The 25,150-nt window shown below is 50.4% G+C and carries 24 protein-coding genes; 11 read left to right on the top strand and 13 right to left on the bottom strand.

Translation table 11 applies throughout. From position 1 onward, the window contains the following. Positions 1–49: 49 nt before the first annotated feature. The 4 genes from AC5JMP_RS21050 to AC5JMP_RS21035 all read left to right on the top strand — a co-directional run bounded on the left by AC5JMP_RS21050 (position 50) and on the right by AC5JMP_RS21035 (position 4,964). Positions 50–745, top strand: coding sequence for a pyridoxamine 5'-phosphate oxidase family protein (locus tag AC5JMP_RS21050; protein WP_495853452.1), 696 nt, complete (start codon positions 50–52; stop codon positions 743–745). After that, positions 745–1,677, top strand: coding sequence for a DMT family transporter (locus tag AC5JMP_RS21045; RefSeq protein ID WP_495853451.1), 933 nt, complete (start codon positions 745–747; stop codon positions 1,675–1,677). The genes AC5JMP_RS21050 and AC5JMP_RS21045 overlap by 1 nt, the downstream gene beginning before the upstream one ends. 675 nt (positions 1,678–2,352) lie before the next feature. Further along, positions 2,353–3,594 carry a homospermidine biosynthesis protein gene (locus AC5JMP_RS21040; RefSeq protein ID WP_495853450.1) on the top strand — a complete coding sequence of 414 codons (1,242 nt, stop codon included), beginning with the start codon at positions 2,353–2,355 and terminating at the stop codon, positions 3,592–3,594. Between the two features lie 335 nt (positions 3,595–3,929). Beyond that, positions 3,930–4,964 (top strand): zinc-dependent alcohol dehydrogenase, encoded by a 1,035-nt coding sequence (locus tag AC5JMP_RS21035; RefSeq protein WP_495853449.1) that lies wholly within the window; start codon positions 3,930–3,932, stop codon positions 4,962–4,964. 14 nt (positions 4,965–4,978) lie between these two features. Here the strand turns inward: AC5JMP_RS21035 and rffA are convergent, their stop codons facing one another. After that, on the bottom strand, positions 4,979–6,298 hold the full coding sequence (gene rffA / locus AC5JMP_RS21030; protein ID WP_495853448.1) for a dTDP-4-amino-4,6-dideoxygalactose transaminase: 1,320 nt from the start codon (positions 6,296–6,298) through the stop codon (positions 4,979–4,981). 1,020 nt (positions 6,299–7,318) lie between these two features. Here rffA and AC5JMP_RS21025 point away from each other — a divergent pair. Beyond that, complete coding sequence (locus AC5JMP_RS21025) at positions 7,319–8,536, top strand: glycosyltransferase (RefSeq protein WP_495853447.1); 1,218 nt, start codon at positions 7,319–7,321, stop codon at positions 8,534–8,536. Between the two features lie 234 nt (positions 8,537–8,770). Here AC5JMP_RS21025 and AC5JMP_RS21020 read toward each other — a convergent pair whose 3' ends face one another. Beyond that, entirely contained in the window at positions 8,771–9,496 is a 726-nt protein-coding gene (locus tag AC5JMP_RS21020) for a Bax inhibitor-1/YccA family protein (protein WP_495853446.1), read from the bottom strand. A 397-nt stretch (positions 9,497–9,893) separates the two neighbouring features. Here AC5JMP_RS21020 and AC5JMP_RS21015 point away from each other — a divergent pair, with 397 nt between their 5' ends. Continuing rightward, positions 9,894–10,610 (top strand): rhomboid family intramembrane serine protease, encoded by a 717-nt coding sequence (locus AC5JMP_RS21015; protein WP_495853445.1) that lies wholly within the window; start codon positions 9,894–9,896, stop codon positions 10,608–10,610. Between the two features lie 35 nt (positions 10,611–10,645). Here AC5JMP_RS21015 and AC5JMP_RS21010 read toward each other — a convergent pair whose 3' ends face one another. Further along, on the bottom strand, positions 10,646–11,737 hold the full coding sequence (locus AC5JMP_RS21010; protein ID WP_495853444.1) for a cysteine peptidase family C39 domain-containing protein: 1,092 nt from the start codon (positions 11,735–11,737) through the stop codon (positions 10,646–10,648). Positions 11,738–11,907: 170 nt separating this feature from the next. On the opposite strand from AC5JMP_RS21010, the gene AC5JMP_RS21005 reads away from it, so the two are divergent. Continuing rightward, on the top strand, positions 11,908–12,453 hold the full coding sequence (locus AC5JMP_RS21005) for an NUDIX domain-containing protein (protein WP_495853443.1): 546 nt from the start codon (positions 11,908–11,910) through the stop codon (positions 12,451–12,453). 76 nt (positions 12,454–12,529) lie between these two features. On the opposite strand, the gene AC5JMP_RS21000 is transcribed toward AC5JMP_RS21005, so the two are convergent. Then, positions 12,530–13,669 (bottom strand): AbrB family transcriptional regulator, encoded by a 1,140-nt coding sequence (locus AC5JMP_RS21000; RefSeq protein WP_495853442.1) that lies wholly within the window; start codon positions 13,667–13,669, stop codon positions 12,530–12,532. Between the two features lie 257 nt (positions 13,670–13,926). On the opposite strand from AC5JMP_RS21000, the gene AC5JMP_RS20995 reads away from it, so the two are divergent. Beyond that, positions 13,927–14,133, top strand: coding sequence for a glycogen debranching protein (locus AC5JMP_RS20995; protein WP_495853441.1), 207 nt, complete (start codon positions 13,927–13,929; stop codon positions 14,131–14,133). Between the two features lie 108 nt (positions 14,134–14,241). On the opposite strand, the gene AC5JMP_RS20990 is transcribed toward AC5JMP_RS20995, so the two are convergent. After that, complete coding sequence (locus AC5JMP_RS20990; protein ID WP_495853440.1) at positions 14,242–15,240, bottom strand: putative 2-dehydropantoate 2-reductase; 999 nt, start codon at positions 15,238–15,240, stop codon at positions 14,242–14,244. A gap of 192 nt (positions 15,241–15,432) precedes the next feature. Here AC5JMP_RS20990 and cysK point away from each other — a divergent pair, with 192 nt between their 5' ends. Then, positions 15,433–16,392 carry a cysteine synthase A gene (gene cysK / locus AC5JMP_RS20985; protein ID WP_495853439.1) on the top strand — a complete coding sequence of 320 codons (960 nt, stop codon included), beginning with the start codon at positions 15,433–15,435 and terminating at the stop codon, positions 16,390–16,392. A 99-nt stretch (positions 16,393–16,491) separates the two neighbouring features. Beyond that, a complete protein-coding gene (locus tag AC5JMP_RS20980; RefSeq protein WP_495853438.1) occupies positions 16,492–17,382 on the top strand; it encodes a PHP domain-containing protein in 891 nt (296 codons plus the stop codon). On the opposite strand, the gene AC5JMP_RS20975 is transcribed toward AC5JMP_RS20980, so the two are convergent. From AC5JMP_RS20975 to AC5JMP_RS20950, 6 genes are all read right to left on the bottom strand, one after another. Then, a complete protein-coding gene (locus AC5JMP_RS20975; protein WP_495853437.1) occupies positions 17,356–17,949 on the bottom strand; it encodes a hypothetical protein in 594 nt (197 codons plus the stop codon). The two genes, AC5JMP_RS20980 and AC5JMP_RS20975, sit on opposite strands and share 27 nt — an antisense overlap. Positions 17,950–18,146: 197 nt before the next feature. Continuing rightward, positions 18,147–18,743: a peroxiredoxin gene (locus AC5JMP_RS20970; RefSeq protein ID WP_495853436.1), complete on the bottom strand. Its 597-nt coding sequence runs from the start codon at positions 18,741–18,743 to the stop codon at positions 18,147–18,149. A 404-nt stretch (positions 18,744–19,147) separates the two neighbouring features. Beyond that, positions 19,148–20,335 (bottom strand): NAD(P)H-quinone oxidoreductase subunit H, encoded by a 1,188-nt coding sequence (locus tag AC5JMP_RS20965; RefSeq protein ID WP_495853435.1) that lies wholly within the window; start codon positions 20,333–20,335, stop codon positions 19,148–19,150. A 197-nt stretch (positions 20,336–20,532) separates the two neighbouring features. Next, on the bottom strand, positions 20,533–21,186 hold the full coding sequence (locus AC5JMP_RS20960) for a hypothetical protein (RefSeq protein ID WP_495853434.1): 654 nt from the start codon (positions 21,184–21,186) through the stop codon (positions 20,533–20,535). A 213-nt stretch (positions 21,187–21,399) separates the two neighbouring features. Further along, a complete protein-coding gene (locus tag AC5JMP_RS20955; RefSeq protein ID WP_495853563.1) occupies positions 21,400–22,584 on the bottom strand; it encodes a glycosyltransferase family 4 protein in 1,185 nt (394 codons plus the stop codon). A 238-nt stretch (positions 22,585–22,822) separates the two neighbouring features. Beyond that, positions 22,823–23,029 carry a hypothetical protein gene (locus AC5JMP_RS20950; RefSeq protein ID WP_495853433.1) on the bottom strand — a complete coding sequence of 69 codons (207 nt, stop codon included), beginning with the start codon at positions 23,027–23,029 and terminating at the stop codon, positions 22,823–22,825. 241 nt (positions 23,030–23,270) lie between these two features. Here AC5JMP_RS20950 and gloB point away from each other — a divergent pair, with 241 nt between their 5' ends. Further along, a complete protein-coding gene (gloB, locus tag AC5JMP_RS20945) occupies positions 23,271–24,044 on the top strand; it encodes a hydroxyacylglutathione hydrolase (RefSeq protein ID WP_495853432.1) in 774 nt (257 codons plus the stop codon). A 5-nt stretch (positions 24,045–24,049) separates the two neighbouring features. Here the strand turns inward: gloB and AC5JMP_RS20940 are convergent, their stop codons facing one another. Together AC5JMP_RS20940 and xth are read right to left on the bottom strand one after the other, a co-directional pair. Next, the gene (locus AC5JMP_RS20940; protein ID WP_495853431.1) at positions 24,050–24,283 is read right to left on the bottom strand and encodes a hypothetical protein; all 234 of its coding nucleotides are present in this window, start codon (positions 24,281–24,283) and stop codon (positions 24,050–24,052) included. A gap of 44 nt (positions 24,284–24,327) precedes the next feature. Then, entirely contained in the window at positions 24,328–25,116 is a 789-nt protein-coding gene (xth, locus tag AC5JMP_RS20935; RefSeq protein WP_495853430.1) for an exodeoxyribonuclease III, read from the bottom strand. Positions 25,117–25,150: the final 34 nt, after the last annotated feature.

The raw sequence follows: 25,150 nt of genomic DNA, 5'->3' as shown, positions 1-25,150 counted from the left end.
TTTTCTCGATCGATCTGTTTTTTAAAGTCATTTGACAGGGATAAGCACCATGAGTTCATTAGAGGCTGAAACGGAACCTAATTCTTTGCCGACTCAACGCAGTCAGATCAAACGTCTGCCGCAGCGGGGTGAGTACGATCGCCAGACCATTCACCAAATCTTGGATGAAGGCTTGGTCTGCCATGTAGGATTTGTCGTGGAAGCTCAGCCGTTTGTGATTCCGACCGCATATGGCAGAGTAGGCGATCGCCTCTATATCCACGGCTCTCCGGCAAGCCGGATGCTGCGAACCCTCAAAGAATCAGTTGAGGTCTGTGTTACGGTCACCTTGCTAGACGGACTGGTGCTGGCGCGATCGGCGTTTCATCATTCTATGAACTACCGCTCTGTGGTCATTTTTGGCGCGGCAACCCTTGTACAAGATGCCGAAGAAAAACTACAGGCACTCAAAGCGTTCACCGAGCATGTGATTCCGGGGAGCTGGTCAACCGTGCGTCTGCCCACGCATCAGGAGGTAGCCGGAACGCTGGTGCTGTCCTTGCCCTTGACAGAAGCTTCCGCCAAAATGCGAACTGGAGCGCCCGTAGATGATGAAGCTGATTATGCTTTACCCATCTGGGCAGGAGAGCTGCCGCTGCGATTAACGGCGATCGCGCCTGTGCCTGACCCTCGCTTGTCCCCCGGAATTGAGCTACCCGCCTATGTGCAAAATTACACCCGCAGCCACCCTACAGAGCTTCATTAATGAGCATCAAACCTGGCGATCCATTGGCTCATCCGGCTCCTAAAGACATTGACCTCGAAACCTTGGGACTCGCCTACGGTTTCTTGGGTGTCCTCACTTTTAGCCTCAGCCTTCCAGCAACGCGTCTGGCTGTAGCCGATCTAGACTCGACTTTTGTGGGATTAGGGCGGGCGATCGTTGCCTCTGTTCTGGCGGCATTGCTCTTGAAAATCACGCGGCAGCCTCTGCCTGCTCAGCGACATCTGCCTAATTTATTCATAGTTGTGGCCGGGGTAATTGTCGGATTTCCCGTACTTTCTGCTTGGGCAATGCAATCGTTACCCGCATCCCACGGAGCGATCGTTTTGGGTATTCTACCCTTAGCCACGGCGCTAGCAGGCGCATTTAGAGCGGGCGATCGTCCTTCAGCGGCATTTTGGCTATGCAGCAGCTTAGGGAGTGCCATTGTTGTGGGCTTCACGGTGGTGACTGGGGGCGGCGTGATTCAGATTGCCGATCTTGCTCTACTGGGAGCAGTAGCGGCAGCCGCACTTGGGTACGCTGAAGGGGGACGGCTCTCGCGGGAATTGGGAGGATGGCAGGTGATTTGCTGGGCGCTCGTTTTGTCTGCCCCAGTTTTGGCAGTGCCCGTGGCAATCGTCGTGGCTCAGCAGGGTTTGCATGCCTCTTGGTCAGCATGGCTAGGGTTCGGCTACGTCAGTTTGTTTAGCATGTTCCTAGGTTTTTTTGCCTGGTATCACGGGCTGGCGATCGGAGGAGTTGCCCGTGTCAGCCAAATGCAGCTTTTACAGCCCTTTCTGACCCTTTTTGCTTCGGCATTGTTTCTGCGAGAGCGCATTACAGTGCTAGCTGTTATGACTGCGCTGGTAGTAGTTGCGCTGGTTTTTCTGGGCAAGAGGGCTCCCATTGCGCGCGCAGGCGATCGAATCTAGAGGCCGTACTTTGCCGTACTTTATAGTTTCTTTAGCCAGTCGCTTCAGATTCGGTAATCCCCCTGAGGCAATTGGGAACTCAAGTGGTACACTACAGAAGTACATGTTGCAAAAGGTTGCAGTGCGTTGAAACACTTTCCCTCAATTGCTTTTCCCTGGATGCCTCTTTGGTATCTAGAGACAAAGCTACAGCGTAGGCGGATGACCGACCCAGCGCTGTCTTGGGTAGACCGCTGTGAAGGACCCAGTATAAGCTGATCGATCTGTAATTAAGGTTTGCGAGTGGTTCGTCCACTCTGCTAAAGATTGCTCCCTGAATACGGCTAGATATTCTATCTTTAGCATCCTGGCAAACTCGGTCGATCAGATACTTTGCAAAAAGTTTTGCTAATTCAATAGCTCACGCTAAGCGGAATCGGGCTGTCATGCAGTGCCCACTCTGAGTTGAGTATTGGGCAGATGTGATTAAAAGCGCAGATGTGCTTGAAAGTGCAGATATGCCTGGATAAGGCTGTCACAGCTGTTTTCTGGCGATCGCGATTCACACAAGCCCTCTCAATTCAACCGTTGGCAACTGTTTGCCTTCATTTAGCATTGCCCAAGCATTGCCCAGTTTGCCGATTCCCGTCCTTACTCAGTTGCTTTCATGCATTTCAATCTTTTTGGAGATTCATCATGTCTAAATTGCTCAGCCGCAAAATTGCACCCGCCCCCATGCCTGCCGAAATCAGCGTCGTTGATCTAATCGACGGATACTTTACAGCCTACAATTCGGCACGTCTGCGAGAAATCTGTCATCTGCTCACCCAAGAAGTTATGCGCGACGGCGTTACGGTCGGCATGAGCCTGTCAGGAGCCATGACTCCCGCTGGATTTGGGGTATCGGTACTGGCTCCTTTGATGCGCCACGGCTTCGTGGATTGGATCATCAGCACAGGTGCCAATCTTTATCACGATATGCACTACGGGTTGGGTCTAGACTTGTACTCTAGCAATCCCTTTGTAGATGACGTGAAGCTGCGCCAGGAAGGACGAATTCGCATCTACGACATTGTGTTTGGCTATGATGTGCTGCTGGAAACCGATGCATTCATCCGAGAGTTGCTGCGTGCCGAGCCGTTTCAGAAACGCATGGGTACGGCTGAGTTTCATCATCTGCTAGGTAAGTATGTGCATGAAGTCGAGAAACAGTTAGGAGTCAAGAACCCTTCTTTGCTGTCTACCGCCTATGAGTGTGGCGTACCCATCTACACCTCTTCTCCAGGAGATAGCTCGATCGGCATGAACGTCGCGGCTCTGGCGCTGGAAGGCTCCAAGCTGGTAATCGATCCCTCTATTGATGTTAATGAGACGGCGGCGATCGCCTATGCGGCAAGAGATGTAAACGCTGATGGCGTAGAAGGCAAGAGTGCGGCTCTGATCATTGGGGGGGGTAGCCCCAAGAATTTCCTGCTGCAAACCCAGCCGCAGATTCATGAGGTGTTGGGTCTGGAAGAGCGGGGGCACGACTATTTCATTCAAGTGACAGACGCGCGTCCTGACACAGGCGGACTCTCTGGGGCAACTCCTTCAGAAGCCGTAAGCTGGGGCAAAGTCGATCCAGAAGAGCTGCCCAGCACGATTGTCTGCTATACCGACAGCACGATCGCCCTACCGATTTTGACGGCATATGTGATTAACCAATGTCCTGCTCGTGAGCTGAAGCGGTTATACGATCGTCGAGAAGAACTGCTAGAGCGGCTGCGTTTGGATTATCTGGCGGCAAAAGCGCTACAGCCCGATCAGGCGGCTACCGTTGTCAAAATCACCGAACAGCCTATGCGAGAGCCAAAGCGAGAACCTGTTGCCACCTATCCTTGTGGTACCCCTATTCGCAATGGACATATCCGCAATGGACATATCCGCAATGGACATTAGAAAATAGCCGACTCCACTCACGCTGTAGCTTATGCGCAGCAGTGAGGACGGCGACATTTTTGAGGGTGTTCTGCGCACCCTCAAAAATGCCCTAAGCCGGATACTTACGGCTATAAATCGTCGATAAATCAATGTTCTGGGGCATGGTGCCGCCATGGCTTTGTTTTGGGGATGATAGTTTCTAGCGAAGCTGACGATCGCCGCGTAGATGTACCTAAACATCTTTTTCTCGCCGCGTTCAATAACGTTTTCAATCATTGAGTAGGCGATCGCCGCTCGAAGGTAAATGTACCCGTAAAATCAGGGAGTACAGAATTTTATAGAAACTCCTATCCATGCTAGCTGCTCTCCTCTACGGTCAAGAAGATCTGCGCTTAGAAAACTTGGCTGAGCCATCTCCTAGCGAGGGAGAAGTGGTGATTCAGGTGAGTGTGGCGACAACCTGCGGCACTGACTTGAAAGTGTGGCGGCGAGGGGGACATGCCAAGATGCTGAAGCTGCCTACCCTGTTTGGACATGAAGCTGCCGGACGGATTGTGGCGATCGGCTCAGATGTAATAGGTTGGCAGATCGGCGATCGCGTTGTTGCCAATAATTCTGCCCCTTGCATGACCTGTTTTTTTTGCCAGAAACAGGAGTATTCGCTTTGCACCGATCTCAGCTTTAATAACGGCACCTTTGCCGAATATCTCAAAGTTCCTGCACCGATCGTTCAACGCAATCTGCTGCCGATCCCTGACGATCTGCCCGACGCGATCGCTGCTATGACCGAGCCACTAGCCTGTGTGCTGCATGGAGCAGCAAGGTCAAATGTCAAACCAGGCGATCGCGTGGCGCTATTGGGGGATGGGGCAATCGGGCTGATGTTTGCTGGAGCTTTGGTGCAGCAGGGCGCAGAGGTGTTTTTGTTCGGCGGCAGCTCGGCAAGATTGCAGGTCGGCGAAGCCTTTGGGGTAGCGCGTACCTTTAACCACCATCAAGTGACAGACATCCCAACTACCGTGAAGTCTCTCACGCAGGGCTGGGGTGCAGATGTAGTTGTGGAGGCAACCGGATCACCTGCGGTCTGGGAAACGGCGATCGCGTCCGCCCGTCCTGGAGCCACCGTTAATTTGTTTGGCGGCTGCCCCAGAGATACGACGATCACCGTTAGCACCGAGCAGTTGCACTACAGCGAACTAACCCTGAAGGGGGTATTCCACAGTACGCCGCAGTATGTGCGTGAAGCGCTGAATTTACTGGCAAGTCGAGCTTTACCGTTTGAGCTGCTGATTAGCGACCATCAGCCGTTGAAACAGTTGGAGCAGGTATTTCAAGATATGAAGAGTCGCAAGGTGATCAAGGTGGCAATGGAACCTGGCATCCGATGAGGCTTGAGGCTGGTTCATGTCAAAACTTCCAGAACCACAGAGACAACATACTCTGCCTCTCTCAACGTCATGCCACCACCCATGGGCAGCCGCAAGAGGCGATCGCTCAAGTCATCTGTCACCGCCATATCACCAGAAACACGACCATACTTCTCTCCCGCAGGAGAGCTATGGAGCGGTACGTAATGGAACGCTGCCTGCACCCCTCTTGATTTGAGTTTTGCGAGGACGGCAGTGCGGGTTTTCAAATCTTTTAGCAGCAGATAATACATGTGAGCATTTTGCTGGCAGTCGCCCGGAGTGCTGGGTCGTTGGACAATCTGTTGTGCCTCCAGATTGGCAAAGGCATTGTCGTAGTATTGCCAGATGCCGTGACGACGCTGCTGAATATGATCCGCCTGCTCCAACTGTGCCCAGAGTAAAGCTGCAATTAGATCGCTGGGCAAATAGGAGGAACCCACATCAACCCAGGTATATTTATCGACTTCGCCCCGGAAAAATTTGCTCCGATTGGTTCCTTTTTCTCGAATAATTTCTGCACGTTCTAGAAGACTGGGATCATTAATTAACAGCGCACCACCTTCCCCAGAGACAATGTTTTTGGTTTGGTGGAAGCTCAAAGCCGCTAGGTGTCCAGTGCTGCCAAGGGGTCTGCCTTTATAGGTTGCCATGATTCCCTGAGCTGCGTCTTCAATCACCAAAAGGCTATGGCGATCGGCAATTGCCATCAGGGTATCCATCTCACAGCTGACACCCGCATAGTGAACCGGAGCGATCGCCTTGGTTTTAGACGTAATCGCAGCCTCTACCTTCGTTTCGTCAAGATTGAGCGTATCGGGACGAATGTCCACAAACACGGGAACCGCCCCCCGCAACACAAACGCATTTGCAGTCGAGACAAAGGTGTAAGACGGCAGAATCACCTCGTCTCCGGGCTGAATGTCCGCCAAGATTGCCGCCATCTCCAGCGCTGCTGTACAAGAGTGGGTAATCAGCGCACTCTGACAGCCAATCTGATGCTCTAGCCATTTTTGGCAGCGCTTCGTGAATTCACCATCCCCGATCAAATGACCATTAGCGATCGCTTCGCCAATACATTCCAATTCTCGATTTGTAATCAGCGCTTTGTTAAAAGGAACGCTTTGCACGGGTTCCTCCAGCGTATGAGGCTGGGCGATCGAAAGTCCAACAAATCTGCTGCTAGCTGAGTTTTCTAGAGGGAGATAGACCATTTTTGCTTGCGATCCAAAGTTACGTAGAAAGCTAGAACCTTGCATGGACATAAATTTCAGTTGAAGGGCTAGCCAGGGAATGCTCATTTCGGGGATGGACATTCGTCAATGGATATTCGTCAGCCAAGAGCTGAAAAACATCTACAAATTCCTGGCTAATTTCTCTAAGTTTGTGATTTAGGATACATATTGAATAAGAAAAACCTATATAGTTGAATAATGGGATAGCTATAAATAGTAAAAGCAGTTGACCTGTAATCTGCGACTTATATGTACTTTCCTAGGTTTATCCTTTCTCCAATCTTAGAATTTAATTTGAGGTTGTTAGGAAAAGGTTAGCTCAAGCGAGCTTGAGTCACATTTTTACAGCGGCGCAGACACGAACTCATGCGCTGACCTAGCTTCGCGTCTCAAGTGATTATTAGGCTACGGTCATGCTCCTCCGTTTAGCAATGACCCTAGGATCTCTTCGTCGAAATTTGGTAATGTGCGTTCAAGTGTAAGGTTTGTGTAAAGTCGGACAGACCTGCTCTTCAGACAATGTCTACTCATTTACACTGCTATTTGAGCGGGTCGCAGCATATTTGTGGTTTGGGCAAGCTGGGTACTCTTAGCCGAAGGTGTTCTGGGGAGAGTCTGGTCGCTCAGGTTGTCAGACGGCTTACAGCAAAAAATATCTACTACGTGAACGTTACACATGTTTTAGCAACTTTTTAAGTTGCAGTTGCTTGATCTTTGGTAGCTTATTGACCTAGCTGAGAACAATCTTAGAGGATGTTTGAAAAGTGGTCGGCTGTGATTTTAAGCACCTGTTGATCCCCCCTGCCCCCTTAAAAAGGGAGAAATGAATTCAAAGTCCCCCTTTTTTCTAGCGCAGCGGCGCGATAGCGCGGGGGTTGAGGGAGATCTGAAACGTTTCGCTACCCATAGTTGGACTTTTCAAACATCCCCTTGGGCTAATGTACTCATAAGGCTTCTCATAGACTATTGTTCTCTCAAAAGGGGACAATGAAGGCATGAGGGAACTGAGCTGCATAGGGTATCAAGCTTAGGATACTGCTAGCTTCTCCTACTGAGTTTGTAAAGGGCATTCATCTCGTAAAAATTAGGTTGAGGTACAAAATGCGTGTACTGGTCGTACAGTATTCTGGTGACTATCGTCAGGCAGCTCAACATTTTTCTGCTGGACAGCAAGAGACCTATTACGCTCAAAAGCATTCTGTTGATTCAGTTGCCAAATTGAGTGGTTATGCTGAGGAAGTTGGCGTTCTCTGTTGTATGACAGCAGAAACCTACAGCGAGGTATTGCCCAACGGCGTGCGGGCAATTGGCGCTGGATTTAGTGAAAAAATTGATATTAAGAAGGTTATTCAACTGATTGAAGAGTTTCAGCCGACGCATCTCATTGTTCGTACTCCTAGGAAAGAAATTTTTGAGTGGGCAATTCAAAAAAAAGTTAGAACGATCGCCTTGTTTGCTGAATCTGTTATGACGCGAGGCTGGCGAAATAAAATCAAAATTTATTTCTTAGTTAAACTGTTGAATAATCCGCAGATTGAGTGGGTAGGCAGCTATGGCATCACTTCGTCATTGGTGCTACAAAACCTGGGAGTAGATGCCAAAAAAATTATTCCTTGGGATTTTTTACTGGAAACGCATCCCGGATCTCTTTCCCCTAAATCTCTTAAAAAGACAGATCTATGGAACCTACTTTATGTCGGCTCAATGCTTCCTGCTAAAGGGGTAGGCGATATCCTAGACGCAGTTGCCAAACTAAAGGCTAAAAACATGGATACGCGCTTGCAAATTGTTGGCAAAGATCCAACTGGCAGGTTCCTCCAGCAAGCAGAGCAATTGGGTATTGCTAATCAGGTTGAGTTTTTAGGAATTATCCCTAATCAACAGGTAGAACCGTTGATGCGAGAGGCGGATCTTGTGATTGTGCCCAGCCGACACAGCTATCCAGAAGGGTTTCCTCTGGTGATCCATCACGCTTTGCGATCGCGGACTCCCATTATTGCATCTGACCATCCTATGTTTAGAAACAGCCTGACCCATGGCAGTAGCGCCATGATTTTCCCGGCGGGCAATTCAACCGCGCTGGCGGGCTGTGTGGAAAAATTGGTGACGGATGCAGACCTCTATTACAGTCTCTCAGTTCGCTCCTATGAAACCTGGCAAAAGCTGAGGCTACCTGTGAAGTGGGCAGATATTCTCGATCGCTGGCTGGATGATTCTCCTGAAAACAAAAAGTGGTTATCTAACTATCAAATTTCCTCTGACTGCTATCGAGAAAAGATAACAGCTTCACTGGTAGCAAATCAATTTCTACAAGCCTAGCGGGCGATCGCCCATTTACAGCGGTTTGCGCTTGATTAAGTATGGGTTATTTTTGTAGAAGCCTCGCGGAGCGCGGCTTCTACAAAAATAACTGTGGTTTATGCAATTGAAAATTGCTGTAATAATATTGTTCAATGCTTTGGGTGAATACGACTAAGGGGCAAAGCTACAAAATAGCTTTGCCCCTTAGTGTATGAAGCTCTAGACCAGAATTACCTAATAAACATCTAGCGGTTAGTCGCGGTTAAAGGCAATCAAGAGTCTAAGAATAAAGACAAACAAATTGATGTAGGTCAGGTACATCGATAGAGCTGCCGAAAGATACTGCTCATCTCGATAGGTGCGCGGCAGGATGTAGAAGTCTACCACCGAACATCCGGCAAATAGGAGTGTTCCAATTGCAGAAATCGCGATTTCCAGCGGCTGAGGGGCGTAGATGCCAAAGAACGACAGAGCAAACTGAGCCAGTAGAACGACCAGTAAAGCGATCATGCCGATTTGAACCGTTTTACCTAATGCCAGCCCATCTCGATCGGAGAGGTTAGAGCCAATTTGTCGAGCTGCCAAAAAAGTTATGCCGCAGCCCAGAGCTGCTACGCCTACTCCTTCGATCCCGACACCCTGGCTTCCTAATGCGACATAAACCAAACCGCTAAGGGTGTATCCTGAGAGCAAGCTATAGGTTGCTAGAAGCGGTAGAGCGATCGCATTATTGCCCTTTTCAGCTACGCCACGAGCCACGAAAAAGAGAATTAGCTCAAGTACCATTGCTCCAATGAAGGTAGGCATAAATAGCTCAGGTTTAGAGCTAATCAGGCGAACGCCGCCATAGGTGCCCAGAGCCGTTAGCATAAGTCCTGCACCCAAGAAGGGCAGAGCATTGCGAATCACATTAGGGCCTACCAACGACTGGGTTTTGGCTTGTCGAATAGCGGCTCGAAAATTGCTGGTGTTGCTCATGAAAACTCCTGAACTAAGTTGTGTCTAGTTAAGTTTTGGCTAACGAATATTGAGTCGATCGATTAAATCGATGAGTTTAAATCGATGAGTTGCATCAGAGGTCGTGAGGTGAAGCCCAAGACACTTTACTCAAAAGTGGGGATCCCCAGACTCCTCAACGACTATTGTAGTGCTGAGTTCTTGTACAGTCTTTCACTTGCCGTGTGGCTTAACATGGGGCTTGACCTGTAAGCCAGGACGCGATCGCCTAAGCACGGAAGCTTTATTGAAAATCTTAGGGTTCTTGCAAAACCTTTCCCTAAGTTAGAAACTAGCGATACGACTGAAAAGATACATTTCGCATAGTATGAGCCTTGTAATAGTATTAGCCTTATAACCTGTAGCCCCCAGAAAATCAGTGTTTCCCATTAGCGATGAAAATCCAACCTACACCAAGCCCTACGTAACCTACGGCTTGATTTTGATTAATATCCTTTGCTTCCTGTACGAACTCTCTCTGCCATCCGGACAACTCGACAACTTTTTTCGGATGGCAGCCGTGATTCCAGCAGAATTAACGGCCAGTTTTCAGGGTCAGGTGATTCCTCAAGGGCTACCAGAATGGACAACCTTGATCTCCTCTCAGTTTCTACATGGTGGCTGGCTGCATCTGCTAGGCAATATGCTTTACCTCTGGATTTTTGGAAACAATGTTGAGGATAAGCTGGGTCACGTCAAGTTTCTGATTTTTTATCTGCTGTGCGGCATTTTGGCGGGTTTAGCGCAGTGGTTTTTTGCCCAAGGCTCAACAGTGCCTTCGTTGGGAGCTAGTGGAGCGATCGCCGGAGTCATGGGAGCCTATATCGTCCGGTTTCCCAGAGCCAGGATTCTGACGCTAATCTCCATCTTTCCCATTCGCGTTCCAGCGCTGCTGTTTCTGGGTATCTGGTTTGTCCAGCAGGCTTTTTACAGCTACGCCAGTCTCAATGCGCCGACGAATATTGGCATGGAGAGCGGCGGCATTGCCTACTGGGCACATGCAGGCGGGTTTGCCTTTGGCGCTATCCTAGGGCCACTATTCGGGATTTTTTCTGATTCAAGCGCCAGACCCAATTCTGGAGGACTGCCGTTTTAGAAACACTCAGGGCATTGCAGTTTAGGAAGGCTGGGTCACGAGGGTGTGATGGTCACCGTGCGATCGAGTCTGGGAACTTGGTCTAGAAATTGACCGCTCAGCAGCAGAGCCGTTTTAGCATCCAGTTCACCGGTAGGTGGAACTCGAAGGCGCATCTGAAACTGCTGTAGAGCAACTTTAAGGCGGGCAGGCTGACTAGCCAAATCTTGACTAGCCAAACCTAGGGGCTGGCTTAGAAAACCCGATTGATATAGCAACTCAGCCGATTGGGCAGGCGTGAGGGTAACATCAGAGGGACGAAAGATAGGGACGTACTGATTGCGCCAATGGCGATCGAGAAACTCAGTTTTGCCAACCTGGTAAATTTTGCCAAAAGCCGGATCGCCGATGATCACAGACTGATCATCCATGCCCAAGAGAGCGATCGCATGGGGCGCTTTGCCAGTTTCGGAATAGAGCCAGGTGGCAATCACGCCCGGTCGATTAATCTGGCGCATTTGTGCCCAGGTGGTGTCCAGCTCTACGCCATCCATGCCAAACCCCTGAGCCGCTACGATGATCTGCGGCATGGAGGTACCCAAGAGGCTCGTACCTGCCAATTGTGCCGCGCTGGACTCAGTGGCATTAATTCCCCAAAGCTGCAAGACCGTAGCCAATGCCGCCGGAGCGCAGCTGCTATCTGAAGTTTGCTGAAATACACCATTGGGTCGAAGATTATCCTCCAGAGAAGCATAGATGGGAGCCAGGAAATGCGCCTCGGTTGCCGTGAAGCCACCCATCCCCAAAACACCCAGCAGCGCCACCGCTACCACCTGAAGCCGCGCCGTTTGCCAGCTGACCGTAAATGCCAAGCCACAGAATCCGAGTAAGATGACCCGAATCAGTGTCCAGGTGACGCGCATTCCAGACACCCGCCACTCTAGAGGTAATGCCTGAAGCTGGGGCACATACAGCGCCAAAACCAGCATTCCTACATAGAGTCCTAGAAACGCCAGAGAAACGGAGGTTTTGCCCTTAAATAAATTGTTGGCAGTCGAACCTTTATGCAGCATCAGGCGACCCAGCCTGCGCCCTAAAGAAAAAGCCAAAACGCCCAGCAGCACGGTAAAAATCAGTTCTATCAGCATGAATGCGATCGCCGAAGGGTCTCTTTCAATTTTCCCAGACCCATCGTGCAGGTATCAGGAAAGTTGATGTTTTTCTACGTCTGCTCATTTCTTGTATGCTGAATTGGAGTGAGAGAAACTGTAGGAATGAGAAGCCAGTTTTTACTCAACCCGACCTTAATTTTTATCCAATGAGCGAAAGCCGCCAGTTTCCGCAAGCCCCTGCTAAACTCCTCAAAAAGATTTTTCAGCAAACGCAGGGCAAGCTATCTAAACACCTTAAAGCCACCAAAATTCGGAAGCGGATTCGAGGAACGGCGATCGTTGATACGCCCCAAGGAGTTCTGCTGGTGTCTACGAATGGCGATCGCTTTAGCTTGCCGGGAGGTGGCGCAGAAAAGCAGGAGAAAGGAGAGGCGGCAGCGATTCGAGAGTTAAAGGAAGAGACAGGCTTAAAGGCAATCTCGGCTCAATATCTATTTAGTCATGTGGGCAAAATTCGCAAACGCAGCTCAGGTGGTCTAGCTAGAAATCACCACGAAGTTTTCTTAATTCAAGCTAAGGGAAAACCTCAGCCTAAAGAGGAAATTAAAGCGATTGCCTTCTGTCAGTTTTCTGAGATACCGATAGAAAATAGAGTTAATATCTCCGATTCTGCGAAACATATTATCAATAAATACTGGGCGCTCAAAGAGAGCGGTCTACTTCAAGCCTTAAATAGGAATCAACAGCTATAGGCTCTCTCTTCTTGAAGGCTTGGCATTGTTTAATCGGGGGATGATTTTTTTGAATTCATCCCTGAAACCAGCAACGCTAGGTATCCTCGATCGCCTGAGGCTCTAAATTGGGCTGATCGGTAGGCTGCTCGTCGGCATTCTCAAGCCGAAAGAGAAGGAACCCAAGGGGAAGAAGGCTATTAATGGCAATTAGACGTACCAGATGGGCAGCAGTAATAATTTCAATATCGTGATTGAGCGTGAGTGCCACCACAATCATCTCGGCGGCACCGCCCGGAGCTGCCACTAAGAGACAGGTGAGCCAGTCCCAGTCGGTGAGGGTCAGCGCCAGCAGCGCCGTGAGAAATCCTGTGGCGATCGTCAAGCTCACCGACAGCACAGCATAGCCCACCATCCGCCCCTGAATTTTGGGTTTGTTGCCCCAATACTCGCCAATGGTGATGCCCAGCAGACTTTGCCCGACGATATTGACCAATCTGGGCGGACTAAAATCAAAATCTGGCACAAAAGGCAGACTCCCCAGCAGCGGATGAAAGGCAACTCCAGCAATCAACGCCCCAAAAAACGGCGGGGAGGGCACCTTGAGCCAGGTAGCCAAGCGCGCGCCCAATCCGGCAAATAGCAGGGCGATCGCCAGTAGCTCTAGCTGAATAGGCTCCGTATTGATCCAGGGCGGGGTTGGAAGTAGGGCGATCGCGCTTTGAGCCGCAGTCGCTCTTGCCAGCAGCGGAATCAAAATCACGACTGTCGTCACTCGCATCACCTGTACGAGCGACACCAGAGCCACATTTCCGCCATAATCTGCTGCAAAACTAGACATGACGCTGACTCCACCCGGAACCGTTGCTAGCAGGGCGGTGAGCAAATTAGTTTGGCTAAGGCGGGCATAGAGATAGCCGATCGCCCCACCGCTGAGCAGCATTGAAGCCGTTAGCAGCAGAAATATCGGCAGGTGGCTGATGACATTTGTTAGGTCAGCATTGGCGATCGCAAACCCAATTGCCATGCCCACCAATGCCTGCCCTACCTTGCGCACGGTAGCATTGGGCTGTCTGTCAGCTTGAAACAGCAGCCGATAGACCTGAAGCACGACGATGCCTGCCGCTACGCCGCTAAAAATCCAGGCAGTGCCACCAATGTTGAGAATGGCTAATCCAAAGCCTAGAGGCAGCGCCAGCAACAGCTCGATCGTCAGAATTGCCAGCGGTTTTAGCATTGATTGGAATAAAAGCGCGATCGCGCCGCAAGTCGCTCATCAGCCCTGTCCTGACTGGGGAGCATGACTGGGGAGCAAGATTATATTCCCTTACGCTACCAGGAACAGGAGATATTTAAACCGCCTGTTAGAACAATCCTGAATAATCCCAATTAAATCAAAAACATGAGACGATTCCCATAGCGACTTGCTTGATTGCTTGACTCTCCGTTAAAACCATAGAGAGACTTGTCGCGATCGCGTTTGGAGGATCAAGTGTGACCATTTGGGTAAACGAACAGATCGATCCGTCAGGCATTATCCGAGCCTGTATTGCCTGCTCCGATGCTACACAGGCGCAGGAATGTCACGACTCGTTTGAGGAAAACCTCACCCCCCTGCAAAAGCAGGATGGCTGGGTCGCACAAATGCGCACGGTAGAATCTTGGGAGGAAGTTCCTGTAAACTCGCTCAAGCTTGACTAGCGGCTTGATTAACTAAACAGAATTGCTGGTTTTATGTATGAATTTTTTTTGAAAGGGGCGCGGAGCGCCCCTTTCAAAAAAATTCATACCCAGATTCAGCACTGCCAACTAAACTTGGTTGCGGGCACCCAAAAATTTGAGCTGCTGATAGAGCATTTCAATTCGGGGCAGCTCGACTCCAGCCTGTTTTGCCATGCGAAGCGGATTACCCAAAATCGCCTCTGTTTCTAGAGGGCGGCGATCGTCGTAATCAAGCTTCATGCTGGTGCGGTAAGGGGTCATTTTGGCGGTGTACTCTAGCATGGTCTGGATGAAGTGCGGCGGCACGGCACGGGTGCTACTCGGATCGATCGCCCGAACACAAGCCGCTGCCCCTAAAACTACTTCCTCCATCAGCTTTTCTGCCAGAGTGCGAGTCTGGTCATCTGCCATCATTTCATGGGTCGTTGCATTTAGCACTACCGATAGCCCGTTGAAGGGAATGTTCCACACCAGCTTTTTCCAGCGGGCAATGAATAGGTCTTCAGCACAATCGATCGGAATACCCGCCCGTTCAAAGTCGGTGGCGATCTGCTGCATGCGTTCAGTCACGCCGCAGGGGCTGTAGCTTTCGCCGTTAGTTTCTATCCCATAGTCGCCCAGCGTAATCTGCTTATAGTCCAAGTGGCGAATATGTCCTGGCGCAATCTTGTTGGAGCAGAGGAAGCACAAACCGCCCACGACGCGATCGCTGCCGACAATTTTTGCGACCTCCACCTCAATGCCCAATCCATTTTGCAGTACCAGCACCACGCCGTTGTCTTTCAGCACAGGCGGCAAAAGGTCAGGCAGAAGGTGATTTTGGGTAGTTTTAAGGGCAACGATCACCACATCGCAAGGGGGCATATCGCAGACGTTACGATAGGCATAGACCTGCGGGAGCGTAACGTTGCCGTCTGGAGATTCGAGGGTCAAGCCCTGCTGCCGCACCTGCTCGTAGTCGCTGCGTAGCAAGAAATGAACTTCTATGCCCGCCTGCTGCAAACGTGCGCCATAGAAGCCGCCAAGTGCACCCGTCCCTAAAATGGCGTAAGTGCGAGGATTTTGAAGAGATTGAAACGTGATCATGTTGCCATTTTTTCACAAAAGCCGAGGTTTGCGTCTATGAGAACCGACTTATCGATATGCTTAATGAAGTCCTCATAACAACCCGTAAGTCAGTCGGGATGCCGTAGTACAAAAGCAGCAGAATCTTCGTTAACCCACTTTACTTAAATCAATGCGATCGTGCCCTTGGATAAGGGCGAAGGAATAATGACTATGCGAATTGCCAAAGATATTACAGAGCTAATTGGACATACGCCCCTCGTGCAGCTCAACAAAATTCCCCAAGCGGAGGGCTGCGTGGCGCAAATTGTCGTGAAGCTGGAGAGCATGAATCCGTCAGCTTCCGTCAAGGATCGAATTGGGATCAGCATGATTCAGGTTGCCGAAGAGCAGGGCTTAATTCATCCTGACAAAACTATTTTGGTAGAGCCGACTTCGGGCAACACGGGCATCGCGCTAGCAATGGTTGCCGCAGCTAAGGGATATCGCCTGATCTTGACAATGCCAGAAACTATGAGCTTAGAGCGGCGATCGATGCTGCGGGGCTATGGGGCTTACCTAGAGTTAACCCCAGGCTCGGAGGGAATGCGGGGTGCGATTCAGCGTGCGGAAGAAATTGTGGCGAAAACATCTAATGCTTATATGCTGCAACAGTTCAGCAACCCTGCGAATCCTAAAATTCACCGAGAAACTACCGCCGAAGAGATCTGGGCAGATACAGATGGACAGGTGGATATTCTGATTTCAGGTATTGGCACGGGCGGCACGCTCACAGGCATCGCAGAGGTGCTAAGGGAGCGCAAGCCTGGGTTTAAGGCGATCGCCGTTGAACCTGCCAGTAGCCCTGTCCTTTCAGGGGGATTGCCCGGTTCCCACAAGATTCAGGGGATTGGCGCAGGCTTTGTGCCCAAGGTACTGCAAACCCATCTGATTGATGAAGTAGTACGAGTCAAAGATGATGATGCTATCGCCTTTAGCCGTCGGATGGCGAGAGAGGAGGGCTTGCTGTCGGGCATTTCTGCGGGAGCGGCTTTGGCAGCGGCGATCGAGGTGGGCAAACGCCCTGAGAATGCCGGAAAGCTGATCGTCATGATTCAACCTAGCTTTGGCGAACGCTATCTCAGCACGGTGCTGTTTAAGGATCTGGAGCTACCGGAGTTGAGCCTAGTGTAGTTTTTGAAAGGATCGCGGGGCGATCCTTTCAAAAACTATCCATCTGCAAGACGATCTGCAAGACGAAAAGGCTACCCTGGAAGAAAACAGGAGAAGACCATGCTGGAGCTGCACTGCCACACGACCCACTCTGACGGAACGCTAACTCCTGCTCAACTCGTGGAGGCGGCGATCGCTGCTGGGGTAAGCATCCTTGCCATTACCGACCATGACACGGTATCTGGCTGGGATGAAGCCTTTGCCAGCGCCGAGCAGCGCCCCATTGAAATAGTTCCTGGGTTGGAGCTGAGCACCGTCTGGAATGAGCGATCGATGCATATTCTGGGCTTCTATCCCGATCGCGACAAGCTTGAGCAGCCCTTGCAGGAGCGTTTAGCAGGACGGCGGCGACGGGCAAGCCTCATGGTCGAGAAGTTAGCGGCGCTAGGATATCCCATCGAGCTACAGCCTATGCGGGGCAATATGGCTCCGGGTCGCCCCCATGTGGCGGCAGCCTTGGTGAAGGCGGGTTATGTGCAGTCTTCTCAGGAAGCATTCGAGCGCTGGCTAGGAGACGATCGCCCTGCTTACGTGGAGTACGAAAAATTTTCGGCGATCGAAGGCATTCAGCTCCTGCGAGAGTGTGGAGCCGTGCCCGTGTGGGCGCACCCTTACCTGTTTCGCGGCGGCGATGTAGAAGCAGTGTTGCCAGAGCTGGTCGCAGCCGGGTTATTGGGTCTGGAAGTCTATCACCCGACCCATACGCCAACTCAGACACGCGCCCTCGAAGCCTTTTGTCAGCAATATGGATTGCTCATGACAGGAGGCAGTGACTATCACGGCACCAAGGCAGGCGAAAAAGACGATCGCCATACGAATCTCAATCAGCTTCATTTGTCCGATCGCTTCCTTGCCCCAATTCAGAAGGCTGCGTTTGATCTGAGGCTCCCCACTTCAGAACTTGTGACTTCAGAACTTGTAACTTTAGAACTCTCGCCTCCACAGCGCTAAACCGCCGCCGCGTCCACGTGCCGCAATGTAGTTCTCTGTTACTAGGAAAAAGGCAAAAAAGGGAAGTTTGGCGATGGGTTGCTCAGAAAAGTTCTGGTCTTTTCGTCCGCCCATCCTGCCGTTGTAGAGGGGGCGATCGAAGGCTGTGATCTGCATTTGGTTGAAGTCAAAAGCCAACAGATTTTTCTTGCCCACATAGCGACACAGACCTGTCAGCCGCAGTTTCAAGCCCGCCACCTGAATCTGATTGGTGATTGCTCCTGACTCTGGCTCACTTGTAGCCATGCCAGCCGCAAAGCTAATCTGAGCGGGAGAAATTCTTGGCAGATAAAAGCCGTTGCCCAGGATAATTCCGCCTCGTTTGACTTTACGCGTTCCGGTCGTAAAGCAGAGTTGCCAGGAGCCTTGAAGAGATGAAAACGGGTAGCTCAACCGCTGTTGTTTGGCGGTTTTCTCGGCTTGTAGCAGAGCCGCAACTACGGCTTTGGCAGCAGGTCGCAGGTGAGGAGGGACTTTAGCTGCTTGTGACAGGATGAGCTGGAAATCTGCGGGCAGAGAAGAGGTCATACCATTTTGAAAAGAATTTCTGACATCCATAGCAACCGCTAGGGCGGTTAGGACGAAACTGGCGACAGTCTATAATTTCTATCGATCCTCATGAGAATGGCAGAGGCGAAATTTTTCACACCTCTGCCATTGCTAAACATACCGTTTATTTTCGCGAGAGACGTGAAGCGCCTCTTACGAAAAGTAAGCTACCTTGACTAGACTGCCGCAAAGAAAGTCTTAGACTTCACGGGGTCAGGGTTCATTGTGGCATCACCGGGCTTCCAGTTTGCAGGGCAAACTTCATCGGGATGAGTCTGCACATGCTGAATGGCTTGCAGGGTGCGCAGGGTTTCTTCAACGCTGCGACCAAACGCCAAGTTGTTGATCGTGGCGTGCTGAATCACCCCATCTTTATCAATGATGAACAGACCGCGCAGGGCAACACCAGCGTCCGGATCAAGTACGTTGTAGTCGCTGCTAATGGTCTTCTTGAGGTCGGCTACCAGAGGATAGCTCAAGTCGCCTACGCCACCCTGATTGCGATCGGTCTGTATCCAGGCGAGGTGAGAAAATTCGCTATCTACCGACACACCCAACACTTCGGTGTTAAGTGCCTTGAATTCTTCGTAGCGATCGCTGAATGCCGTGATTTCGGTAGGGCAGACAAAGGTAAAATCTAGCGGGTAGAAGAACAGAACAACGTATTTGCCGCGATAGTCGGACAATTTGATTGTCTTAAATTCCTGATCGTACACAGCCGTTGCTGTGAAGTCTGGGGCAGATTGTCCAACCCGGAGACATCCTTCGGTCATGAGTTACGCTCCTTAATTTAGCTTGTCTACTTTAATCTGAAGACCTGAGAACGCTTTTGGCGAGCGACTGGAAAGATTCGCTCTGAAAAGATTTGCTCTGAGGTCTAGCGTTCATTTAAGAACTGTAACAGTTATATCATAGTCATAACGATTTTGAGTAGATGGCTCCGCCAAACTATAGCCCTACGCAACTGAGCTAGGACGAGTTATTTTTTGAGAGCCGCACGGAGCGCGGCTCTCAAAAAATAACTCATTTGGATCTAAGCGCGTAGCGCTATAGATGGCCATGTCAAACTTAGATGGCAATGCCAAACTAGAGATAGCCTGCCAAAGTTAAGCGCCCCCAAATGGAAGGCGCCTAGGTGATCTATGTCATACGATCGAGCTGAACCAGAAGATAGAAGTTAGCGATCGACCGATCCCATAATGATGTCGATGCTGCCCAAGATAGCGATTAAGTCTGCCACCTTCACGCCCTTGATAATGTGAGGCAAAATTTGCAGGTTGTTAAAATCTGCCGCCCGAATCTTAAACCGCCAAGGGAAGACGTTGTCATCGCCGATGATGTAAATGCCTAGCTCGCCCTTACCGCTCTCCAGGCGCACGTAGTGTTCGCCCTTGGGAATCTTGAACGTAGGAGCAATCTTTTTGCTAATGAACTGGTAGTCAGGACTTTTCGCCCAATCAGACTTAGGCCCCTCGGCAATCCGCTTGGCTTCCAGATTTTCAAAAGAGCCGCCCGGCAGTCCTTTAAGTGCCTGTCGCAGAATCTTCACAGATTCGCGCATTTCTCGAATCCGCACCACATATCGAGCAAAGCAGTCACCCGCCGTTTCCCACTGCACATCCCAATCAAAGTCGTCATAGCACTCGTAGTGATCAACCTTACGCAAATCCCACTGCACGCCAGAAGCCCGTAACATAGGCCCCGACAAGCCCCAGTTCACGGCTTCTTCGCGGCTGATAGTGCCAATTCCTTCAATCCGGCGACGGAAGATGGGGTTATTGGTAATCAGCTTTTCGTACTCGTCTACCTTGGGCAGAAAGTAGTCACAAAAATCTTCGCACTTATCCACCCAGCCGTAGGGCAAGTCAACCGCCACGCCGCCGACGCGCCAATAGTTGTTGTTGACCATACGATAGCCTGTTGCAGCTTCCCAAAGGTCATAAATCAGCTCACGCTCACGGAAGATGTAAAAGAAGGGAGTTTGTGCGCCCACGTCTGCCAAGAATGGACCAAGCCACAGCAGATGATTGGCGATGCGGTTCAGCTCTAACATGATGACGCGAATGTAGCTAGCGCGCTTGGGCACCGCAACATCCGCAAGTCTTTCAACCGCGTTGACCGTAATCGCCTCATTGAACATCCCGGCAGCATAGTCCCAGCGGCTGACGTAGGGAATGTACATCACAGGAGTGCGACTCTCAGCAATTTTTTCCATGCCTCGGTGCAGATAGCCAATGACTGGCTCACAATCCACCACGTCTTCGCCGTCGAGGGTGACAATCAGCCGCAACACCCCGTGCATAGAGGGATGGTGAGGTCCCATGTTGATCACCATCGGCTCGGTCTTGGTTTCGATCATTGACATAGATCAATCTCTCCGGTATCAAGTGTCTCCAATCGGCTCGGTCAGGCGGTTTTACTATAGCTTTACTATCTATAGTTTTGTTGCGTCTCTCTGATTATTATACGGATGAAAGCGCGATCGAGTCAGTCAAGCTCAAGCCAAGCTCAAGTCAAGCTAACCTAGTAGCGCCACAGAGATTATGGATGGAAAAACCGGGATTAGGGCTTGCACTTAATTGAGTCAAACACGATCGCCGCGTTGACCGTAGCATTTTGTCCCACTGCTGAAACGATCGCAATCCGATTATCCTGATCAAGCATGACCTGAGTTTGGTAGCGTACGGCCAACACTGGCGGCGTTTGGTCTGCCAGAGTTAAAGTCCCTTCATCTACTTTGACCTGAGCAATCGTTCCACAAAAAGACCGCAGCTCTGTCTGAGTTTTCGTAATCTGAAAAGTATTGGTCGTCTGATTGGAAAAAGAGAAACCTGAAAATAAAAATTCATTGCCAAAGTCTTCTTCAACATCTGTCCCAGTTTGAGCCGGAATGCGAGCGATCGCCAGCTCAACCTCCGGTAATATCACGGCACCTCCTGGCGAGGCTGTGCTCAGAAGAGCCGTACTGCTAATCACCGCCATTCGTCCACCGCCGACATTGGTGCCAAACAGCCCCTTAGAGCCATTCGGCATCTTGTAATCCACCATGCTACGGGCGATCGCCTCTGCCCGATTAGGATTAAAGGCGTTATTGAGCGCCTTGACGCTCAGACCTGCAAGACCCACGGCAACTAGGAGAACTGCACTGGCGGCGATCGCCATGCCTTCCCAGATACTGACGCGATACTGGGGAATAGACGGAAGAGAGTCTGACATAGAGAAATGAAGAGCCGAATCAGAAAGAGGAATTGAAATTTAAGCCGTTTGCAGTAGGGTTCTCTAAAAAATCCTACAAACCTATCTCCGTTATAGCTGTCGCTAGTTTGCTTAGGACATTAATGGTGGGCGCGAAGCGCTCACCATTAATGTCCCTGCCTTAATCGCCTTGGCGGTTGCTACATATCTGCTGCCATACTTGCCATACTGAGGCTATCTCTTTTTCATGACGCGCGTCAGAATTGGCTTCAGAGCTTCTGCCATTGCCTCAATGCTGTAGTCGGTAAGGCATTTTCTTCGGGCGCGCAGTCCCTGAGCTTTGGCGGTTTCTAGGTCGGCAAATAAAGCCTGTATGCCAACTGCCAAAGACTGAGGCGAATCTGGCTCTACCAAGTATCCCGTGTCGCCTAAAATCTCTGGAATGTCGCCCACACGAGTGGCAAGTATGGGCTTTGCCATCGCCATGCCATCGGTCAGCTTCAGAGGAAACTGGGCTTGGGCAGCGGGTGTGTCTCGCTGGGGAATGACGATCGCATCGGCGGCAGCAATCACATCCGGCATCAGGGTATAGGGCATCTTGGGTAGCCTGATTAGCCAACGACCCCACTGACGCTCAAGCTGCTGATCGTAGTCATCATAAGGGCTACCCCCCACAATCACCAGCCGTAAATCGGGTTGGTTAAGCCGCTCTAACGCCATCAAGACATCTTCAACACCCTTGTAGGGGCGGGGCGCACCGGGAAACATCAGCACCCGATAACCTGATAACCTATAGCGCTCTTTCAAACCTGCCGTATCATATCCGTCAGGGTTAAACAGTGAAGTATCTTTGCCGTTAGGAACATATTCTCCGCTAAATCGCTGCTTGAGAAACTGGGTATGGGTCGTTACAGCATCGGCTCTTGCCACCAGTTTTTCCATGCCTTGCAGGTAAAGCGGGTGATCTGGGTGGCGCAATTCGCCTTCCGGCTTCAGCAAATCTCTTGCCAACTGTTTAAGCGCGGGGCGATAACGCCAGGTGTCACCGCCATGCCAGCTTAGCTCCCAGTCGTCGATGTCTAGCAGCAGCGGACGACCTGTGGTGAGTTTGTGAAGCAATCCTACCCCAAAGCTGGTAGGTTTCGGCTTGTAGGCATAAATAATATCGCCATCTAGCTGTTTCAGGAGTTGCCGCGCCGATCGCAGAAATTGGGGATAGAAATGTCCAGGAAAGGTGACGATCGGCACATCTGTGGTGGGCAACACTGCCGCTACACCAAAGTTAAATCCAAAAATCTTCACCTCATAGCCGCATTGCTTTAGGGCTGCTGCCAGCAAAAATGGGCGGACTGCTCCTCCCCAGCGTCCTGCTCCTTGTTGAGACAGATCGCTAACGAGAAGTGAGATTTTGAGGGGCATCGGCTTTTGCCAAGATGCTGCTGATGAAGTAGCCAGGTCAGCTGAAGAATTTACCATTCAGTTGTGTAACGTGCTGCGATCGGTTTTGCCAAGGTGTTTTTGCCAAGGTGTTTTTAGGGTTCCCAGAGAGGCAAAAAAAAGGAGACACAAGATTCTTATGTCTCCAGATGGGTGAATCGCTTTTTAACGGACTTGCAACTCAGTGGGCTTGCAAAAAAGAAGAGAATTCTAATCAATCCTAATCAATCAGCTTAAGTCGCCCAATTTGAATGTAATCAAAAACCCGGTTGATTTGCTGGCGATCGCCATCAGTGATCCGCTGATCGGAAAGGATAGCGGAAGTCAACTGAACGTGATCTTTGCGGCTCATCTGACCCGTCGAGATAATTTGCTCGACTAAAGATTGAACTGCAATACCAGACTTATGTGGAGTTAGCCATGCCATAGGTTTAAGCCCTGTCTTTTGAAGCGGTGACGATTTGAGCTGAGGGTTGAATATGTATCGCACAAAACGTTTTGTAATACCTATTCTCTTTCCTGATACGGATGACTAGGCAAAGTTCTGATGAGAAGCTTTTAAAGGGTTAATAAAAATCTAATGCTTCGTTGCAGGGTGCAACAGCGAGAAATTGCGGATATGCGTAGAAGGCTCCTTTTAACTACCCGTTGTCCTACGGAAGACTACAATGCAGATTCTTCGGCTACCTGTTTTATTGAATAACTATATTTTTCTGCTGTATGAAGCTGACTTCAAAATTGCGTCGGTGGTTGACCCCGCAGAAGCCGATCCTGTCTTGCAGTGTTTACACGAGCTGGATGCTCAACTTGTTGCAATCTTCAACACGCACCATCATGGAGATCACGTAGGCGGCAATACCCAATTGTTGCAGGCGTTTCCTCAAGCAACTGTCTATGGTGGCGCAGAAGATCGCGGACGAATTCCGGGACAAAAGGTGTTTTTACAGGAAGGCGATCGGGTCACTTTTGGCAATCGACGAGCCGAAGTTTTGTTTGTTCCAGGACATACTAGGGCGCATATCGCCTACTATTTCCCGCCCGTTCAGTCGGGTGAAGTAGGAGAGCTATTTTGCGGCGACACGCTATTTGCTGGAGGATGCGGCAGATTGTTTGAAGGTACGCCAACTCAGATGGTGAATTCTCTTGGCAAACTTCGGGATCTGCCAGACTCAACGCGGGTCTGGTGCGCCCATGAGTATACGCTTAATAACCTAAAGTTTGCTTTGACGATAGACGAGGAAAATACCGATTTACAGAATCGATTTGAGATGGTCAAGGCAATGCGGGAGCGATTGGAATCTACTATTCCCTCGCTTTTGGGGGAAGAAAAGCAGACGAATCCGTTCCTACGATGGGATCAGCCTAGTTTGCAGGCGCGCGTCAAAAGTCAAGATGCTGTTCAGACTTTTGCAAAGCTACGCGGCATGAAGGATCAGTTTTGAAGCGATTAACGAGAGGATTCGCAGCCAATGCCATCTCGATCGCCATCAAAACGGTGCGGATCGGGAGGACGAACCGGAAAGTTGCGATCGGCAATGCTTTTACAGTCCAGATCAGGTGGCGGTGATGGGATGCATAAGCTGGGGTAGGCGCGATCGCAGTTCGACTGCGCCTGGACAATCCAGATCGGGATGAAAGCAATAGCGATGACCCAAGCCAGAAGGAGCAAAAAGAATTTCATAGGATTGAGTAATAGCTGCCAAAGCTAACGTACCCAGATTACCGCTAGCTCAGCTCTACCACAACAGGCACATGATCGCTAGGTTTCTCCCAGCTTCGAGGCGTTTTGTCGATGGTGCAGGCGATCGCTTTTTCCACCAAATTAGCGGACAAGTAGTGGTGATCAATCCGCCAGCCCATGTTTTTGACAAATGCCGCCGCGCGGTAATCCCACCAGCTAAACTGTCCTGGGTCTGGATTAAACTGGCGAAAAATGTCAATAAACCCGATCGAGAGCACCGATTTTTCCAACGCCTCCCGTTCGGCAATTGATGCCATGATGTGATTCGCCCTACCTACCGGATTGTGGATATCACGATCCTCTGGGGCAATATTGAAGTCACCACAGACCAGAACGTGGGGCGTTTCGGTCAGAAGCTCTTGCAAGTAATCTCGTAGCACCGAAAGCCAGCGCAGTTTGTATTGATACTTGTCGCTGCCCACTTCTGAGCCGTTAGGTACATAGAGATTAACAATGCGAAGGTCGCCGAGAGCGCCAGAAATCACGCGCTTTTGCTCATCTAAATCTCCAATACTCTCGCCCACAACTGGGCTAAATCCTATGCTGAGGCTTTCTAGGGGCGATCGGCTAAGGATCGCCACCCCGTTATAAGACTTTTGCCCAGAAAAGTAGAGGTGGTAGCCCAAGTCTTCTAGGGGCGATCGCGGAAAGTCTTTATCTACAACTTTAGTTTCCTGCAAGCATAAGACATCTACTGGATTTTCGGTGAGCCACTGGGTGACGTGATCCAAGCGGGTACGAAGGGAGTTGACATTCCAGGTCGCAATTTTCATAGAAAGTATAAACTGCAAATAATGAGCTGCAAAT

The sequence above is a fragment of the Drouetiella sp. genome (genome assembly GCF_059504425.1).
Note: the sequence above shows the minus strand (reverse complement) of the source record. Positions and strands in the feature narration are given on the sequence as shown.